The organism is Mesorhizobium sp. M7A.F.Ca.CA.001.10.2.1 (assembly GCF_003998575.1).
GTDB lineage: Bacteria > Pseudomonadota > Alphaproteobacteria > Rhizobiales > Rhizobiaceae > Mesorhizobium.
Genome location: NZ_RZQY01000010.1, coordinates 1 through 16,959 on the forward strand (window position 1 = coordinate 1; position 16,959 = coordinate 16,959).

A 16,959-nucleotide genomic window follows, 5' to 3' on the forward strand; every position below is an offset into this window, starting at 1 on the left:
CCATGCCGGCGCATTTCGGTCGCCACTGCGTGACGCCCGTGCTGCTGAAACTCGCCCGGCAATATCCGATGCTGGAACTCGATCTATCTCTCAGCGATCGCTTCGCCGATCTTGCCGAGGATGGCTACGATCTCGCCATTCGGACCGGTGCTCTGGGCGACAAGGCGGGGGTGATCGCACGCCGCGTCGCGCGCCAGGACATGGTCGTCTGCGCCGCACCTTCCTATCTCAGAAATCATGGCGAACCGCGACAGATCGAGGATCTCGCCGACCATCAGGCAATTGTCTACCGCCGGCTCGGCCAGATCATTCAGCCCTGGCTATTTGCTCGAGAGGGGCAACCGGTGCAGGAGATCATACCGACCGGCCGTCTGCGGCTCGACGATCTCGATGCCATCGCTGACGCGGCTGCCGACGGCATGGGCCTTGCCTGGTTGCCCTGGTGGCTGGTGCGCGAGCGCATTGAAGCCGGCGTTCTGCTGGCGCTGTTGCCGGATCAGCCGCGATATCTCTACGACTGCCACGCCCTTTGGCTGCAGACACCGCATCTGCCGCTGAAGGTGCGGCTGGCCGTCGATGCGCTGGCGGCTGCCTTGCCGAAGTCGATGGCCTAACCGCAACGTCGCAATCGCTCTCAGTTGAGATCGCGCGGATACTCCTTGACCTCGCTGCGGTCGACGATCAGCTCATCGCCATCATGGGCGGTGATGTGGGTCTCGATCCGCCAGACCTTTCGCAGCGCCCTTACCGTCGCCTTCACTGAAAGCCGCACCTGCCAGTCGCCGCGACCATAGGACTTGTCCCAGGTGCAGGTGCCGACCGCCGAGTTCGGATCGTCGGGGTGGATGATGAACCGGTCGACATGCCTCGCCGAGAGCACCATTCCCGTATGTGGATGCCGCACCGTGCCGCCATCATTGGCGACCTGATAGACGGTCTCGCCGGTGACCTGGTCCGTCGACACCGAACGCTGGAAGCCGTCGCCCTTGGCCAGCACCTCTTGCTCCATCGGCGCGGCGCTTTCCGGAGTCAGGAAAACCCCCAGTGTGTCGTCCAGCTTCTGCTGCGCGCGCACCGGCAGGATCAGCCGGCTGTCGCCGCAATGGATCGACAACGTCGCCTGCTCGGCCGTCGGGAAGACGATCGGCCAATGCGATGTCGCCAGCGCCAGCCGGATACGCTCGCCGACCTCGAAACGCTGCCCGCAGCAGCGCAGCTTGACGCGGACGGTCTCCGCCTGGCCCGGCACCATGGGTGCGATGTCCAGATCATCGTTGCGATGGCTCAGATTGAGGATGCCGTAGCTGATACGCGAGGCGGCACCTTCAGGGAATACCTGCGACAGCGTGGCGGACAGAAGGGCGACGGGCTTGTCGGAGGAGAGCTTGACCTCGAATTCGGGGAAGCCAAGGATCTCGACCGCTTCGGTCAACGGCGCCGTCTCGAAGATCAGGGCATTGCCTTCTTCCATGCGCTGGTCGACCGGCAAGGTCGGCATCACGCCATAGCCGCACCAGGCGCCGGACGACAGGCCGGCCGTCTGTGGCGATGAAACCTCCAGGATCGCGTTTGCGCCCTTGGCTTCGCTCAGCACATGCGGCGCAAGGTTCAGCACCTTTTCGCCGACGCCGGGTCCCGGCCACGCCGGTTCCGCCACCCAGCGGCCGGGCCGCTCGTCATAGATCGCCGCCGGCCGTGCGGGATCCTGAATCCAGGCGCGCAGCATCGGCTCGTCGGCAATGCCGGTGTCGATGCCCTTGAGATATTGATCCCACCAGCGCAGGCACTCCTGCAGGAAGCCGATACGCGGTCCGGGCATGGCGAAGTGCGGATATTTGTGGCCCCAGGGTCCGATCAGGCCCTTGCGAGGACCGCTCAGTTTTTCCAGCATCCGGAAGATCGGATTGGGATAGCCGGCGGCCCAGCCGCCGACGGCATAGACCGGGATCTCGACATCGGAATAATCCTCGCAGATCGAACCGTGCTTGTAGAAATCGTCGCGGCGCTGGTGTTCGAACCAGTCCTGCATCCAGATGCCGTTGCCGTTCAGCCGTTGCTCCCAAAGCTCGCGCCAGCGGTCGCCGACAACAAGCGGATCCGGTGGCGTCATGGCGATGGCCCAAGCGGTGGTTCCCCACATCAGATTGTCGCACATCATCGCGCCGCCGAGATAATGCACGTCATCATTATAGCGGTCGTCGGTCGAGCACAGCGAGACGACGGCTTTCAGCGCCGGCGGGCGGCGGGCGGCGACCTGCAGCCCGTTGAAGCCGCCCCAGCTGATGCCGATCATGCCGACACTACCCGAGCACCAAGATTGCCGGGCCAGCCATTCGATGACCGCCAGGCAGTCATCCTGCTCCTGCTTCAGATACTCACCCTTGCACAGCCCCTCGCTGTCGCCCGAGCCGCGCATATCGACCCGCACGCCGGCATAGCCGTGACCGGCGAAATAGGGATGCGTCAGCGCATCGCGCTCCACCGTTCCGTCACGCTTGCGATATGGCAGATATTCCAGGATCGCCGGCACCGGATCGGCCTCCGCGTCTTCCGGCAACCAGATGCGTGCGGCCAGCTTGACGCCGTCCGGCATCGGAATCCACAAATTCTCGATCTCGCGGACTTTGCGCGGGAAATCGGTGACGACGCGGATATCTTGCATGGCGGCTCCTCTCAACGCCCGGCCGACACTTGCGCCGGTGGCGATCCTTATGTGTTCAGCGGGAAATGGCAGGTCAGACGGCTGTCGCCAACTGCGACCGGGACGGGGACATCCACCGTGCAGCGGCCCTGGGCCTGCGGACAGCGTGTGTGAAATTCGCAGCCTGAAGGGCGCGCCAACAAGGACGGAACGTCAGCCGGCAGCGTGATACGCTGATGCACCCTGTCGGGATCGGGCTCTGGATTGGCCGAGAGAAGGGCCGCCGTATAGGGATGATGCGGCGCGCGGAAGATCGCTTCGGTTTCGCCCTGTTCGATGAAGCGTCCGAGATACATCACCGCCATGCGGTCGGCGATCTGGCGCACGACATGCAGATTGTGGGTGATGATCAGCATCGACAGGCCCATGCGGTCACGCAGGTCGTTGAGCAGGTTCAGCACCTCTCCCTGCACCGAGACGTCGAGGCCGGCTGTCGGCTCGTCGGCGACGACCAGCACCGGGTCCAGCGCGATCGCCCGCGCCACACCGACGCGGCGCGCCTGGCCGCCGGAAAGCTGGTGCGGGTAGCGGTCGGCGAAATCGCGCGGCAGCCCGACCAGTGCAAGAAGTCGTGTGACTTCGGCGTTGAGATCGCGATCCGACAGTCCGTGGATGACGAAAGGCTCCGACAGCAGCGACCGCACGCTGAGCCGCGGCGACAACGATCCGACCGGATCCTGGAACATCATCGGCATGCGCCGCCGCACCGGTTTCATGGCGGCGTTGGACAGGCCTTGCAGTTCCTGCCCTTCAAACAGGATCGTGCCCGCTTTCACCGGCTGAAGACCGTTGAGCGTGCGCGCCAGCGTCGTCTTGCCCGAGCCGGATTCGCCGACCAATGCGAAGGTGCTGCCTCGTTGAAGCGTGAAGCTGACACCGGACACCGCTTCGATCTCGGTGGCTCGCCCGGCAAGTCTGGCGGACAGGCCGCCAACCCGGAACGAGACACGCAGATCGCTGACACGGAGCAGGTCGTCGGAACTCATGCGTTCATCGCTCCCAAGGGAATGTCCGCATGCCAGCAGCGGGCGATGTGAGACCCACCGAGGATTGCGCTGGGAGGCGTCGTCAGGCATTGGGCGTCGGCGCGATCGCAGCGCGGCTGGAAGACGCAGCCGCTTGGTCGGCGGCGCAGATCCGGCAAGGTCCCGGCGATGGTCGGCAGGCGGGCAACCCGCTGCGACAGCCGCGCGGGATCACAGGCCAAAAGCTTCTGCGTGTAGGGATGGCGCGCATCGTGGAAGATCTCGCGAGTCGTGCCGCTCTCCACCACCTCACCGGCATACATCACGATCATCTCGTCGCAGAGTTCGGCAATCACGCCCAGATGATGCGAGATGAACAGCACCGAGCAGCCGATGTCGCGCTGCAGATCCTTGAGCAGTTCGATAGTGGCCACCTCCAGCGTCGCATCGAGCGCAGTCGTCGGCTCGTCGGCGATCAGCAGCGCCGGTTCCATCATCAGCGCCATGGCGATGGCGATGCGCTGCTTCATGCCGCCGGAGAACTCGTGCGGAAACTGCGTCAGCCGGCTTTCCGGATCGGGAATGCGAACCTTGCGCAGCATGGCGACCGAGCGCGCATCCTTGTCCCGCTTCGACAGGTTCGAGCGATACTGGATGTCGCGCATCTGGCGCCCCACCGACAGCACCGGGTTGAGCGCGCCCATCGGATCCTGGAACACGGTGGCGATCCTGAGACCGCGCAAGCCGCGCATCGCGGTGGGGTCGAGCCGGGCAAGGTCCTTGTCGCCCTCGAAGATGATCTCGCCCGATGTGATTTCACCATTGTCGGCGAGCAGGCCGAGAATGGCGTTGATGAGCGTCGATTTCCCGCAGCCGGATTCGCCGACCACGCCGACGCTGCGGTTGGCCGGCACGGAAAAGCTCACCTGCTTCAGCGCCTCCAATCGCCCACTCTCGGTGTGGAAGGCGACGCTCAGATTCTTGACCTCGAGAACCGTCATGAGCGTCCCTTCAGCCTGGGATCGAAGAGGTCGCGCAGCGTCTCGCCGAAGAAGGTGAAACCGAGTGTCGTCAGCACGATCGGCAGGCCGCCGGCAATCACGATCCAGTAGGAATCGCGAATGTTGGCGAAGCCGTCATTGAGGATCGCGCCCCAGCTCGGCGTCGGCGGCCGCACGCCGAGCCCGAGAAAGCTCATGCCGGCCTCGATCGCCACCACCACGGGAATGTCCATCGATATCAAGATCAGGATCGGGCCGATGATGTTGGGCAGGATATGGACGCGCAGGATGCGGCCCGCACTGGCGCCCATCGAGCGCGCCGCCATGACATGTTCGGCTGATTTGAGCACCAGCGTCTGGGTTCTGATGATGCGGGCATAACCCGGCACATTGACCAGCATCACCACCAGCACCACCGCGTAGAGCGAGGGGCCGAACAGGGTGACCAGCGTCAGCGCCAGCATAACGGTGGGAAAGCTCTTCACCGCGTCGAAGATCAGCAGCAGCACATTGTCGAGCCAGCGCGGCCCATAGCCTGCGATCAGCCCCAGCACGACGCCGACAACCAGCGACACCGCTGTCGCGCCCAGCGCGATCAAAAGCGCGACGCGCCCGCCATAGAGCACCCGGGTGAGAAGATCGCGGCCGAGATGGTCGGTGCCGAGCAGATGCAGCAGGCTCGGCGAAGCGAAGCGTTCGGCCGGCGATATCTTGCTCGGCGCATAGCTGGTCAGGAGGCTGGCGAAGACCGCTGACAGCACCACGACCGTCACCAGCGTCAGGCCGATGGCGCCCAGCGGCTCGCGCATGATGCGGCGCACGGTGCGCCATATCATGCCGAGACGGAAGCTGCGGGACGGCAGCTCAGTTGAAACTTGATCTGACACGGGGATCCAATAGGCCGACCAGAATGTCGGCCGCTACGTTGACGAGGACGAAGAAGACCGTGGTGACCAGCACGGCTCCGGAGACGATGGGGTAGTTGCGCACCGAGATCGCCTCATAGACCAGCTTGCCGATGCCGGGGCGGGCGAAGACGATTTCGGCGAAAACGGAAGACGACAGCATGTGGCCGATGCCGACGCCGAGCAAGGTGATCGTCGGCAGCACGGCGATACGCAGCGCGTAGGTGTAGACGATCCGGTGCTCGGTCAGGCCGAAGGCGCGCGCCGTGCGGATATGGCTGGCCTCCAGTGTCTCCAGCATCGAGGCGCGCACCATGCGCGAGATGTAGCCGATCCAGCCAAGGCCGACCGCTAGAGACGGCAGGATGAGGTGCTGAAGCCGGCTGGCGAGGTCGCCCGGTTCGCCGGCGCCGATCGCCGGCAGCCATTGCAGGGCGACCGCAAACACCAGCAGCGAATAGATGGCGACGACGAAGGATGGCACGGCGATCATCGCCACCGACAGCACCCCGATCACCTGATCGACAAAGCCGCCGCGCCGCACCGCCGCGATGCAGCCAAGCGGGATGCCCAGCGCCACCGACCACGTGATGCCGCCGACCACCAGCGCCAGCGTGAACGGAAGCTGTTCCATCACCACGTCCAGGACCGGCCGGTTCGACAGAACCTCGGTGCCGAGATCGCCATGCAAGGCAGAGCCGTAGAAGTTCACGAATTGCCGCCAGACAGGTTGATCCAAGCCCATACGCTCGCGCAGCGCCTCCTTCATCTCCGGCGTCGCGCGTGGCCCCAGCGCGACGGAGGCCGGGTCTCCGGGAATGAGGTAGACCATGGCGAACATCATCATCATGGCGACGCTGATGATGATGGCGCCAAGCCACAGACGCTTGAGGGCGTAGCGGATCATTTTCGGTACCTGTCGGATGGTCTTTGGCCGGGGCGAGCCCCGCCCGCCGATATCATGCCGGTTTGAAGTCGGTGAACACGGGTTCGCCGTTCGGCTTCAGGCCGGCCACAAGCGTGTCTCGATTCATGATGCCGGTGACCTCATGCGTCAGGAAAATGTAGTTGCCGTTCTCCTCCATCAGGTCCTGAAGCTTCTTGTAGATGACATCGCGCTTTGCCGGGTCGAGCTCGACCATGCCCTCGGCGTTGAGCTTGTCGAATTCCTCGCTGGAAAAACGCTCCCAGTTCCAGACGCCGATCTGGTCGCGGGTGAACCAGGCGGTGGCCCAGCTCGGGTCCGGCTGCATGGAGAAGCGGCTGATGATCATCTGCAGCTTCTTGTAGTAGTCGCCTTCCTTGGCGCCAAGCGTCCAGAAGGTGCCGCTGTCGTTCTGCTTGATCTCCACAGTGAGACCGACATCCTGCAGGTTCGACTGCACGACCTGCGCCGCGGTCAGCCGCTCGGTCTTGTTGAGGATGTCGAGCGTGATCGTGGTGCCGGCCAGCCCCTCCTTGGCGATCATGTCGCGGGCGCGGTCCGGATCGAAATCGAAGAGGTTCTTCTCGCGATGGCCAGGCAGACCGGGCGCGATGATGCCGGTGGCCGTGGCGGCCGCACCGAAATAGGCAGCGTCGACCACCGCCTTGCGGTCCACGGCGTACTGAACCGCGCGGCGCATGTTCGGATTGTTGAAGGGAGCGACATCCTGGTTCATGCCGAGCCAGACAAAGGCCAGCGAAGGCTTCTCGACGACGGTCGTCTTTGGCGGCGGTGTCTGCTTCAGCCGCGAGATCGAGGAGACCGCGGTCCAGGTGTAGTCGAGGTCGCCGGCCTCATAGCCAAGTTCGGCGGTCTTCTCATCCTCGATCGGATGGATGTGGATTTCCGCGAAGGCGCCCTGCTCGTACTTCCAGTCGGGATTGCGCACCAGCACCGTGCGCTGCTTGGGCAGCCATTCCTTCAGGATGTAGGGGCCCGACTGGGCCACCGGCTTGACGCCCATCTTGCCGCCGAGCTCGGTGATGGCGCGCTTCGACAGGATGGTGCCGGACGGCGTCGGCAAGGTCGACGTCCACAGCGGCGCGAAGGCCTGCTTCAGGTGGATCAGCCCCGACAGCTTGTCCTTGACCTCGACTTCCTTGAGCGTTGCCCAGTCGCCGGAATAGGGGCTTTTGTTGGCGGGGTCGGCGATGCGTTCGATCGAAAACTTGACGTCTTCCGCCGTCATCTGGCCGTAGCCGTCTGTGAAACCGATATTGTCGCGCAGCTGGAAGGCGACGGTCAGCGGGTCGAGCTGCTTGATCGTTTCCGCCGCCATCGGCCGCCAGCCCCAGCTATCGCCCGGCGTGGTGACGACGAGGCCGGCGAAGATGACGCTGGTGATGTCGCCTTCAGGCGCCGCCAGCCGGAAGCAAGGGTCGAGCGTCTGGATGTCGGCGTAGGATCGCACCTTGAGGATCGGCCCGTCGCTCGACCAGGAAACTTTTGGATTGACCATTGAGGCGAGGCCGAAAGCGCCGGCTCCGGCGAGCAGGCTGCGGCGCGAAACCCTGGTGTCGGCTAGAATGGACATGCTCTACCCCTCTGCTGTTTTCGTTGTTTTGCTTTCCAGCCGTTGGCCATTCTCCAAGCCGGGCCGAATGTGTCTGTCAGCTAAAACTGCTAATAATAGACATCTATGTCTAGCGAAAATTTTGCCGGCATGTCCGAATCTTGGAGACGGACGATCTTGCGGGAAATCTCGATATCCGATCCGACCCCGCCGCTACGTCGGCATGGGCAAGCGGCTAAGCGCGAAATGTGATCGCGCACACGGTGCGGCCTGGCCCGCTATTCGGTGGGGCCTGGATCAAGAGCTGGAGCGGAGACGCGCTCTCCGCTACCTTCACTTCCAGATTTCGGCCGCCAGGCGCACGAAATTGCCGCCCAGGACGTTGCGCACGGTCTGCTCGGACTGGCCGCGGCGCAGAAGCACATCGGTCAGTTCGCGCATCTGGCCGGGAGCCGCGTAGGTCGTCGCCCCTTCCGGATATTCGCTCTTGGGCCAGAATTGCGGATTGTCGGAAATGATGCGGTCGATGCCTTTGACATCAACCGGAAAGGCGTAGTCCAGTCCGATGCCGACATGATTTGGGCCAGCCAGGTCGACGAGATATTCGATGTGGTCAGCCAGCCTGTCCGAGTCCGTCCGCCCTTCTCCCAGGAAACGATTGAGCCCGACAATCGCGACGATGCCGCCGGTGCGCGCGCAGGCCTTTATCTGCTCGTCGGTGATGTTGCGGCCATGGCCGCACAGGGCCTTGGCGTTGGAGTGCGAGAAGATGACAGGGCGGTTCGAGTATTCCATCACCTCCATCGAGGTGCGGTAGCCGGTGTGGGTGACGTCGACGAACATGCCGAGACGGTTCATCTCGTCGATGACCTCGCGGCCGAATGCCGTCAGGCTGGTCTCGACATCGTGGCAACCGCCGCCGGCGAGGTTGTTCCTGTTGTAGGCGAACAGGATCTGGCGCACACCCAGATGGTGATAGAACTCGACCATTTCGATGCGGCCGTCGAGCGCGTTCATGCCCTCAATGTCGAAGGTGATCGCCAGTTTGCCCTCGAGCTTGGCCTTGCGGATTTCCGCGACGGAGGAGACCAGCGTGTAGTGCTCGGGATTGGCAAGGATCCAGTGACGGAAATTTGCGAGCGTCCGCACTGTCTGCTCCCAGGGCAACAGGTCGAAGCCGACATCGATTGACAGATAGTCGATGCCGGCGTCGCGCCAGATCTGCAGATTGTTCAGGTCCGCAGCCGGATCCGGCATGAAGCCGGAATGCGCGTCCCATATGATTTCACTGTCGAAAATGGCCTTGGCGGCAGTCGAAACGCTCACTTTTTTCCTCGCTCTCTCGGCAACACCAACAACGGAAGGCCAGATCAAGCGGCGTTCCGGATGTGTGATCCAGATGCAGTGCGCATCAAGTATCAGGCCACAGACACATGTGTCTAGACAGCTCCGAACGGGCCTGTATGGTCGCCGTCGCTGCATGTCGCTCCGACCGGGCCATCGGCAAAAGGGAGAACAAAGATGAGCTCAAACGGAAGCCATGGCGGGAGCGATAGCAGGCATATCGCCGTGATCGGCGGCGGTATTATCGGCTGCAGCGCGGCTTTCCATTTGCTGCGGTCCGGCGTGCGCCGGGTGACGGTCATCGATGCGGGTCAGCCGGGTGCCGCGACCACCAGCGCCGGCGCGGGCTTCGTCTCCCATTGGTCCGCCGGCATGATCCCGCTCGGTGAAGAAGGCCTTCAACTGCAGCAATATGGCCTCGATTTCTATCGCAGGCTGCACGAGGTCGGCGTCGAGATCGGTTATCGGCCAAACGGCACCTTGATCATGGCGCTGACCGAGGATGGGCGCGAGCGTTTCGTCCGACCGGTGCTGGACTCACCCTATGCCCCGCCGGAAATGCAGGATTTGAACGCCGCGCAGATCGGCCAGAAGATGCAGGGCCTCATCGATCCGGCGCGGGTCCATTCGGCCGCCTACAATCCGCATGGCATCCAGCTCGACACCAAGCTGGCGATGGGGGTACTGACCGGCCAGATCAGCGAGCTCGGCGGTGTTTTTCGCAGCGGCACACGCGTAACGGCCGTCCATGATGCCGGTGACCGGGTGACCATCGAGACCGATCAGGGCAGCCTTGAGGCTGACGGCGTGATCGTTGCCGCCGGCGCCTGGAACAACCAGGTCATATCAGGCCTCGGCTGGAAGTTGCCGCTGCTGCGCGTCGTCGCAACGCGCATCGTCACCGACGATCGTGGGCTGCCGTCGACCATTCCCACGGTCCAATGCCGCGAATTGCGGCTGTGGCTGCGCGAAACATTCGGCGCCGTCATGTGGGGAACCGGCCGGCATTACAAACCTCTCTACAAGACCGACGACAACGAGATCGAACCTGGCCAGCCGCACAATATCGAGCTGATGCGGGAGACCTCCGAGCAGGAGCTTGCCGAGTTGCAGACTGTGTTCCCGCCGCTGCGCGGTTCGACGATCGCGAGCTGGGCGCAAGGCGTGCCGTGCTACACGCCCGACAACGGCCTTGTCGTCGGCAAGGTGCCCGGCAGCGACAATGTCGTGGTCGTCGGCGGCGACAATGAGAGCGGCGTCACCCATGGACCGGGTCTTGGCCGGCTATCCTGCGAACTGGTCCTCGGGCACACCCCGTTCGTTTCCGCCGAGCGGTTCCGTGTCGATCGCTACGCCTCCGATGCCTTCAAGTCGGAGGCCGAGATCGAGGCCGCCATGCCGGCCTGGGGCGCGCGTCATGAAGCGTCGCGGTTTGGTCGCGAGGCCTGATCTGTTAGCTGTCGCCGACGCTGGCCAGCAGCGCCTGCGCCACCGCCCTGACCACCGGGCCGGCATTCTTCCTCATGACGATGTGGAAGGAGCCGGCGTGGCGACGCGAGGTTTTCGTCAGCCGGACGAGCTGGCCGCGGCGCAGATGCTCATCGGCAAATCCCGCCCAGGCGAGTGCCGCGCCGCGCCCGGCGATGGTTTCGTGGATCATCGACATGTAGCTGGTGAACCGAGGTCCGTCGAGTTTCCGGTCGGTTCCGATCCATGATTGCCAACTGTCGATCGCGCCGGGCGGCGTCACCTGATGCAGCAGCGGCACCGCCATGAAAGCCTCGGGGTCTTCCGAGGCGAGCGCCGGATAACGCGCCAGGAACGCCGGCGCGCAGACCGGGAACCATTCACCGTCGAGCAGTTTTTCGGTCACGAATTCGGGCCATTGCCCGGCTTCGCCGAAACGGATCGACAATGCCACTTCAGGCTGATCGAAATCCCTGTAATCGGTGGATGTCTGCAGCAGCACCCGGCCATCGGCAACCTGCGATGTGATGAGGCCGAAGCGCGGCATCAGCCATGCCTGCGCGAAGTCGTGGCTGCAGCCGACCATGAATGTATCGCTGTCGTGCGCGGTCAAATCCTCGACCGCTTGCCTGATGGTGCCGAGACCCTCGCGGATCGCTTCGGCCAGCGTGTTGCCGGCCCCGGTGACGGCGACGCGGTTGCCTCTGCGCGTGAACAGCTCGACCGACAGCTGGCGCTCGAGATTGGCGACATGCCTGCTGACCGCCGATTGTGCGATGTTGAGCTCCTGCGCGGCCAGTGTCAGCCCGCCATGCCTGGCGGCAGCCTCGAAGACGACCATGGCGTTCAGCAGGGGAAGCGATGTTTTGAGGGTTTTCACGGTCCGGACCTACATTCATGCCTTTTCGATATGAAGGTCTATCATATCTGTATTTGCTGCAAGCCTTTCCGCATCGCACACTCTATCGAAACATCATTCTAACGCCAGCGAGCAGAAAGGTGTTTGCCGTGCAGGCCTACACACCGAACAGCCAGCCTATCGACAGAAGCGAGACCGTCAGGCTGATCGACCGGCAACGTCCGGACTGGTCGCTGGAACAGGCCTTTTATGCCGACCCGGCGATCTTCGCGCTGGAACGGGACTTGTGGTTTCCGCGCCAATGGATGCTTGTCGCCCATGCCAGCGAGGTTCCCGAAAAGGGCCGCTACATCGTGCGCCAGCTGTTCGACGAGGAGATCATCGTCGTGCGCTTCGGCGACGCCGAGGACGACATCGCGGCCTACTACAATGTCTGCACCCATCGCGGCTCGCGGCTCTGCGCCAAGGATGGTCGCGGCAAGCTTCTGGTCTGCCCCTATCATGCCTGGTCGTTCAGGCTGACCGGCGAACTGCAGTCGCGGCAGGATCTGCCGGCAAGCGTCGATCCGGAAGCGCTGGGACTGCACCGCGTGCCCTGCAAGAGTTTCGGCGGCCTCGTCTTCTGTGGCCTCGATGCCAGTTCGCTGCCCGACATCCAGCCTGTCGCGGACGGGCTGACGGGCGGCTTGCGCGAAAACGGCCTCGACCGTGCACGCATCGTCGCCCGCAAGAATTATCTGACCAAGGCGAACTGGAAGCTGGTGCTCGAGAACTTTCTCGAATGCTATCACTGCCGGCCGGCTCATCCCGAATATTACCGCGTCAACGGCCATGTCAAAGTGACCGCGACCCGCGATGCCGACAAGGCGGTCGAGTGGCAGAACGAAATCGAGGCCTGGCACAGCGTCATCGGCGATGCCGAATTCCACAAGGGTGCGTGGCAGGCAGGCGACCTCGACACGATGCCGTTTGCCATGCACCGCAAGCCGATCGGCTCCGGCCGTAACACGCTGTCCAATACGGGCGAGGGGGTCTCGTGCCTGATGGGTGGTCGTCACGCCTATGATGGCGGCGAAAGCGGCTTTCGCCTCGGACGCCTGTCGTTTGCAAGTGCTGCCAATGATTATGTCACGCTGTTCCAGATGATACCGCGCAACGCCATGGAAACAGACGTCATCCTGACCTGGCTCGTCGACAAGGATGCCGATAACGACATCGACGCCGATGCGATCAGCTGGATGTGGGACGTCACCACGGTGCAGGACAAGAAGATCACCGAGGACAATGCCGACGGCATTATGTCCCGTGCCTACCGGCCAGGCCCCTACACGCCGCTGGAAAGCCAGACCTCGTTCTTCGTGCAGACCTATCTGTCGGAACTGCGTTCGCTGATCACCGGCACGCGCGGCGCGACCGCCAGACAGTGGTCCGCGCCGAAGGAACTTTTCGCATCGCCGAAGGCGGCGAGCTGCAACACGCGGCTCTGACCCGCGGCCGAAGATGCCTCTTTGAGGCGTCGCATTCCGATGCCATATGAAGGTGGCCGACGGAATGTTGCGGGAGAGACAGTTTATGACCAAAGGTTCGGACTTGTTCGTCGCGGCCCTCGAGAACGAAGGGGTCGAACGGATTTTCGGCATTCCCGGCGAAGAAAATCTCGATATCGTCGAATCCATCCGCCGCTCCTCGATCCAGCTGATCCTGACCCGCCACGAGCAAGCAGCCGCTTTCATGGCCGCCACCTATGGCAGGCTCACCGGCAAGCCGGGTGTGTGCATCACCACGCTTGGCCCAGGCGCGCTCAATCTTTCGACCGGTTCGGCCTATGCGCTGCTCGGCGCGATGCCGATGATCATGATCACCGGCCAGAAGGGCATCCTGTCATCCCGGCAGGCGCGCTTCCAGATCGTCGACATCGTCGCGGCGATGAAGCCGCTGACCAAGCTGTCGCGCCAGATCGTCTCGCCGAAGATGATCCCCTCGCTCGTGCGCGAAGCTTTCCGTGTCGCCCAGGAAGAACGTCCCGGCCCCGTACATCTGGAACTGCCGGAAGACATTGCGGCGGCCGAGTGTGAGCCGATCGCACTGGTGCCGACGCACCCGGTCGAACTGCCGCTGGCCAGCCCGGGTGCGCTTGATCGCGCCGCCCTTATGATCATGGAAGCCAGGCGCCCGCTGCTGATGTTCGGCGCGGCGGCGTCGCGTCCGCGCGTGACCCCCGATGTCGCGCAGTTCGTGCTGCGGACGCAAATTCCCTATTTCACCACGCAGATGGGCAAGGGAACCGTGCCCGGCGGCACGGAGCTCTATATGGGAACGGCAGCCCTTTCGGAGCGCGACTACGTGCACGAGGCCATCGAGCAGGCCGATCTGATCATCACCATCGGTCACGACACCGTGGAGAAGCCGCCCTTCATCATGGGAGCGAAGGGGCCGAGGGTCATTCATGTCGGCTACCAATCAGCCGATGTCGAGCAGGTCTATTTCCCGCAAGCCGAAATCGTCGGCGACCTCGGCCCTTCGCTGGCGCTGCTGGCCGACCGCATCGAGGGCAAGATCCCCAACGCGCAGGTCCTGCTGCCGCTGCGCGAAGGCATTCTGAGCCGGATCGCCGCGCGCGCCACCGAAGATCGCTTCACGCCGCAGCGCATCGTGCACGACGTGCGCGCCGTGATGCCGGCCGACGGGATTCTCGCCCTCGACAACGGCATGTACAAGATCTGGTTTGCGCGCAACTACCGGACGCGCATGGCAAACACGATCCTGCTCGACAATGCGCTGGCCACCATGGGCGCGGGCTTGCCGTCGGCGATGATGGCGGCACTGCTCTATCCGCAGCGCCGTGTCATGGCCATCTGCGGCGATGGCGGCTTCATGATGAACAGCCAGGAACTGGAAACCGCCGTCAGGCTCAAGCTCAACCTGGTCGTCCTGCTGCTCGAGGACCACGCCTACGGCATGATCCGCTGGAAGCAGGCGGTCGATGCGTTCCCGGATTTCGGCATGACCTTCGGCAATCCCGATTTCGTCAAGTATGCCGAGGCCTATGGCGCCAAGGGGACCAGGGTTGCGGAGATCACCGACTTGCGGCCGGCGCTGGAACAGGCCTTCACCGGCGGCGGCGTGCATCTCGTCGTCGTGCCCATCGACTATTCCGAAAACACCAGGGTGCTTGTCGACGAACTGCGCGAGCGGCTGCCAGCGCCGCAGACGCCCTGACGGCAGCGACAAAGCCGCCGTCAGGATTGCTTGGGCGGAAGACCCTACACCTTGCAGTAAGGCGTCACCGGCTCGATGGTGCCGAAGTCCTTAGCGATCTCGTAGCCGATGCCGTCGGACGCCGCCTTGCCTACATAGGAATGGCACAGCGTGTGGTTGTTGGTGGCGTCGACACGGATCTTGCCTTGCGGTGCGTCGAACTCGATCGACGGCAGCGCGGCCAGCACATCATCGTCCTTCAACGATCCAGCCTTCTCGGCGGCCAGCGCATAGAGATGCAGGCCGTTGTAGCCGGCCTCGCCGATGCCGTTGACCATCTTCTCCTGACCGAACTTCTCGCGGAAGCTCGAGATGAACTTCTTGTTGACCGGGTTGTCGAGCGCCATCCAGTAGGGTTGCGGCGCATAGGTGCCGGCCGCCACGCCGGGCGGCAGCGCGTCCTTGTTGAAGACCTCGTCGAGCGGGGCGATCAGCGGCTGCTTGATGTCGAAGCTGCGATACTGCTTGAGCTGGGTGACGGCGTCGTTGCCGACCACCATCGACCAGACGACATCGGGCTTCAGTGACTTGATCTTCTGGAAGGCCGGGCCGAAATCGGTGGTGCCGAACGGATAGTAGTCGGCGCCGATGATCTTGCCGCCGGCCTTCTCATAGGCTGCCGTGATCGCCTCGGTCATCTTCTGCGGCCAGGCATAGTCCGAAGCCATGACATAGATCGTCTTGCCGAGGTTCTCGGCCACCCACGGCATCATCGGGTCGACCTGCTGCATCGGGATCGGGCCGGTGGCGACGAAGTAGCGGTTGCATTCGCCGCCTTCGAAATTGGTCGGGTAGAAGAACAGCTTCTTGGCCTTCGAGGTGACCGACAGCGTGGCGCTGCGTTCGGGCGAAATGATCGTGCCCATGATCACGTCGACCTTGTCTTCGTTGATGAGCTTGCGCGCCTTGTCGATGGAGCCCTTGGTCGTGGTCTGGTTGTCCTCGATGATGAGCTCGACCTGGCGTCCGCCAATGCCGTTGGCGGCGTTGAGTTCGGCGGCGGCCAGCTTGTAGCAATTGAGCAGCGTCTCGCCGAGAATCGCCTGCAGCCCGGTGATCGGGATCGATAGGCCGACCTTGACGGTGTCGGCGGCGCGCAGGATCGACGGCGCGCCGACGATGGCGAAGGCGGCCGCGGCGCCGCCGGATTTCAAGACAGTTCTTCTGCTTATCATTGTTGTGTTCCCTTCCAGTCCCAGGCGCGCCCCATGCACGCCTTACAAGTCAACAAGTTCCCAGGCGCGCTTCACGCGCGCTCTATAGGGCCAACAGATCCTTCAGCAGGGTCTCGTCGGCGAAGGTCTCAGGCGCACCTTCGTGGACTATCCTGCCCTTCTCCATCACCAGGCAGCGGTCCGATGCCTTGAGAACGAGATCGAGATTCTGCTCGACAAGAATGATCGCGATGCCGCGCTCGCGGGCGATGCGCGGCACCAGTTCGGCGATCGACTGCACGATGTTCGGCTGGATGCCTTCCGAGGGTTCGTCGAGCAGCAGCACCGACGGCAGGCCGCATAGCGCGCGACCGATCGCCAGCATTTGCTGCTGGCCGCCCGAAAGCGTGCCGGCAACCTGCGCTTCGCGCTCCCGCAGGATCGGAAAATAGCCGAAGATGTCGTCCGGGATGCCACCGTCGCCACGGTCCTTGGCGGCGCGGGTGCCGACCTCCAGGTTTTGCCGCACCGTCAGCTGGTTGAAGATCCCGCGCCCCTGCGGCACATGCGCGATGCCTGCCCGCGCGCGGCGGAAAGCTGGCGCGTTGGTGAGGTCTTTATCACCGAGAACCACCGCGCCTCCGCTCGCTCGCAAGCCGCCGGCGATGACGCGCAGCAGCGTCGTCTTGCCTGCGCCGTTGCGGCCAAGCAGGCCGACGACTTCGCCGGACGCGACACTGAGGTCGATGCCGTTCAGCACCGGGAGCAGGCCGTAGCCGGCCGAGACGGCAAGTGTCCGCAGCATGC

General features: G+C 63.7%; 14 protein-coding genes. 4 read left to right on the forward strand and 10 right to left on the reverse strand.

All coding sequences use genetic code 11. From position 1 onward, the window contains the following. On the forward strand, positions 1 to 614 hold a 614-nt coding region (locus EN964_RS01460; RefSeq protein WP_127276124.1), incomplete at its 5' end, for a LysR substrate-binding domain-containing protein. Positions 615 to 634: 20 nt separating this feature from the next. Here the strand turns inward: EN964_RS01460 and EN964_RS01465 are convergent. From EN964_RS01465 to EN964_RS01495, 7 genes are all read right to left on the reverse strand, one after another. Continuing rightward, the gene (locus tag EN964_RS01465) at positions 635 to 2,662 is read right to left on the reverse strand and encodes a CocE/NonD family hydrolase (RefSeq protein ID WP_127276126.1); all 2,028 of its coding nucleotides are present in this window, start codon (positions 2,660 to 2,662) and stop codon (positions 635 to 637) included. 47 nt (positions 2,663 to 2,709) lie between these two features. Continuing rightward, entirely contained in the window at positions 2,710 to 3,687 is a 978-nt protein-coding gene (locus EN964_RS01470; RefSeq protein ID WP_127268561.1) for an ABC transporter ATP-binding protein, read from the reverse strand. Then, positions 3,684 to 4,667, reverse strand: a complete 984-nt coding sequence (locus EN964_RS01475; RefSeq protein ID WP_127268562.1) for an ABC transporter ATP-binding protein — start codon at positions 4,665 to 4,667, stop codon at positions 3,684 to 3,686. Before EN964_RS01475 ends, EN964_RS01470 begins: the two co-directional genes overlap by 4 nt. Further along, positions 4,664 to 5,503 (reverse strand): ABC transporter permease, encoded by an 840-nt coding sequence (locus EN964_RS01480; RefSeq protein WP_127268563.1) that lies wholly within the window; start codon positions 5,501 to 5,503, stop codon positions 4,664 to 4,666. The genes EN964_RS01475 and EN964_RS01480 overlap by 4 nt, the downstream gene beginning before the upstream one ends. 28 nt (positions 5,504 to 5,531) lie before the next feature. After that, positions 5,532 to 6,479: an ABC transporter permease gene (locus tag EN964_RS01485; protein ID WP_127268564.1), complete on the reverse strand. Its 948-nt coding sequence runs from the start codon at positions 6,477 to 6,479 to the stop codon at positions 5,532 to 5,534. A gap of 52 nt (positions 6,480 to 6,531) precedes the next feature. Beyond that, a complete protein-coding gene (locus EN964_RS01490) occupies positions 6,532 to 8,091 on the reverse strand; it encodes an ABC transporter substrate-binding protein (protein WP_127270115.1) in 1,560 nt (519 codons plus the stop codon). 312 nt (positions 8,092 to 8,403) lie between these two features. Beyond that, positions 8,404 to 9,396 (reverse strand): dipeptidase, encoded by a 993-nt coding sequence (locus EN964_RS01495; protein ID WP_127269817.1) that lies wholly within the window; start codon positions 9,394 to 9,396, stop codon positions 8,404 to 8,406. A gap of 195 nt (positions 9,397 to 9,591) precedes the next feature. Between EN964_RS01495 and EN964_RS01500 the strand changes: the two genes are divergently transcribed. Beyond that, entirely contained in the window at positions 9,592 to 10,863 is a 1,272-nt protein-coding gene (locus EN964_RS01500; RefSeq protein ID WP_127269819.1) for an FAD-binding oxidoreductase, read from the forward strand. 4 nt (positions 10,864 to 10,867) lie between these two features. On the opposite strand, the gene EN964_RS01505 is transcribed toward EN964_RS01500, so the two are convergent. Next, complete coding sequence (locus EN964_RS01505) at positions 10,868 to 11,761, reverse strand: LysR family transcriptional regulator (protein WP_127270114.1); 894 nt, start codon at positions 11,759 to 11,761, stop codon at positions 10,868 to 10,870. A gap of 128 nt (positions 11,762 to 11,889) precedes the next feature. Here EN964_RS01505 and EN964_RS01510 point away from each other — a divergent pair, with 128 nt between their 5' ends. Next, complete coding sequence (locus tag EN964_RS01510; RefSeq protein WP_164748648.1) at positions 11,890 to 13,227, forward strand: SRPBCC family protein; 1,338 nt, start codon at positions 11,890 to 11,892, stop codon at positions 13,225 to 13,227. 85 nt (positions 13,228 to 13,312) lie between these two features. Next, positions 13,313 to 14,959, forward strand: a complete 1,647-nt coding sequence (locus EN964_RS01515) for an acetolactate synthase large subunit (RefSeq protein ID WP_127268600.1) — start codon at positions 13,313 to 13,315, stop codon at positions 14,957 to 14,959. 44 nt (positions 14,960 to 15,003) lie between these two features. Here EN964_RS01515 and EN964_RS01520 read toward each other — a convergent pair whose 3' ends face one another. Together EN964_RS01520 and EN964_RS01525 are read right to left on the reverse strand one after the other, a co-directional pair. After that, the gene (locus EN964_RS01520) at positions 15,004 to 16,173 is read right to left on the reverse strand and encodes a substrate-binding protein (RefSeq protein WP_127268599.1); all 1,170 of its coding nucleotides are present in this window, start codon (positions 16,171 to 16,173) and stop codon (positions 15,004 to 15,006) included. Between the two features lie 82 nt (positions 16,174 to 16,255). Further along, complete coding sequence (locus EN964_RS01525; RefSeq protein ID WP_127268598.1) at positions 16,256 to 16,957, reverse strand: ABC transporter ATP-binding protein; 702 nt, start codon at positions 16,955 to 16,957, stop codon at positions 16,256 to 16,258. Positions 16,958 to 16,959 lie beyond the last annotated feature (2 nt).

Excerpts from the sequence above, each read along its gene's own strand:
- EN964_RS01465 (WP_127276126.1), bottom strand. The coding sequence starts at position 2,662 with ATGCAAGATATCCGCGTCGTCACCGATTTCCCGCGCAAAGTCCGCGAG.
- EN964_RS01470 (WP_127268561.1), bottom strand. The coding sequence starts at position 3,687 with ATGAGTTCCGACGACCTGCTCCGTGTCAGCGATCTGCGTGTCTCGTTC.
- EN964_RS01475 (WP_127268562.1), bottom strand. The coding sequence starts at position 4,667 with ATGACGGTTCTCGAGGTCAAGAATCTGAGCGTCGCCTTCCACACCGAG.
- EN964_RS01480 (WP_127268563.1), bottom strand. The coding sequence starts at position 5,503 with ATGATATGGCGCACCGTGCGCCGCATCATGCGCGAGCCGCTGGGCGCC.
- EN964_RS01485 (WP_127268564.1), bottom strand. The coding sequence starts at position 6,479 with ATGATCCGCTACGCCCTCAAGCGTCTGTGGCTTGGCGCCATCATCATC.
- EN964_RS01490 (WP_127270115.1), bottom strand. The coding sequence starts at position 8,091 with ATGTCCATTCTAGCCGACACCAGGGTTTCGCGCCGCAGCCTGCTCGCC.
- EN964_RS01500 (WP_127269819.1), top strand. The coding sequence starts at position 9,592 with ATGAGCTCAAACGGAAGCCATGGCGGGAGCGATAGCAGGCATATCGCC.
- EN964_RS01515 (WP_127268600.1), top strand. The coding sequence starts at position 13,313 with ATGACCAAAGGTTCGGACTTGTTCGTCGCGGCCCTCGAGAACGAAGGG.
- EN964_RS01520 (WP_127268599.1), bottom strand. The coding sequence starts at position 16,173 with ATGATAAGCAGAAGAACTGTCTTGAAATCCGGCGGCGCCGCGGCCGCC.
- EN964_RS01525 (WP_127268598.1), bottom strand. The coding sequence starts at position 16,957 with ATGCTGCGGACACTTGCCGTCTCGGCCGGCTACGGCCTGCTCCCGGTG.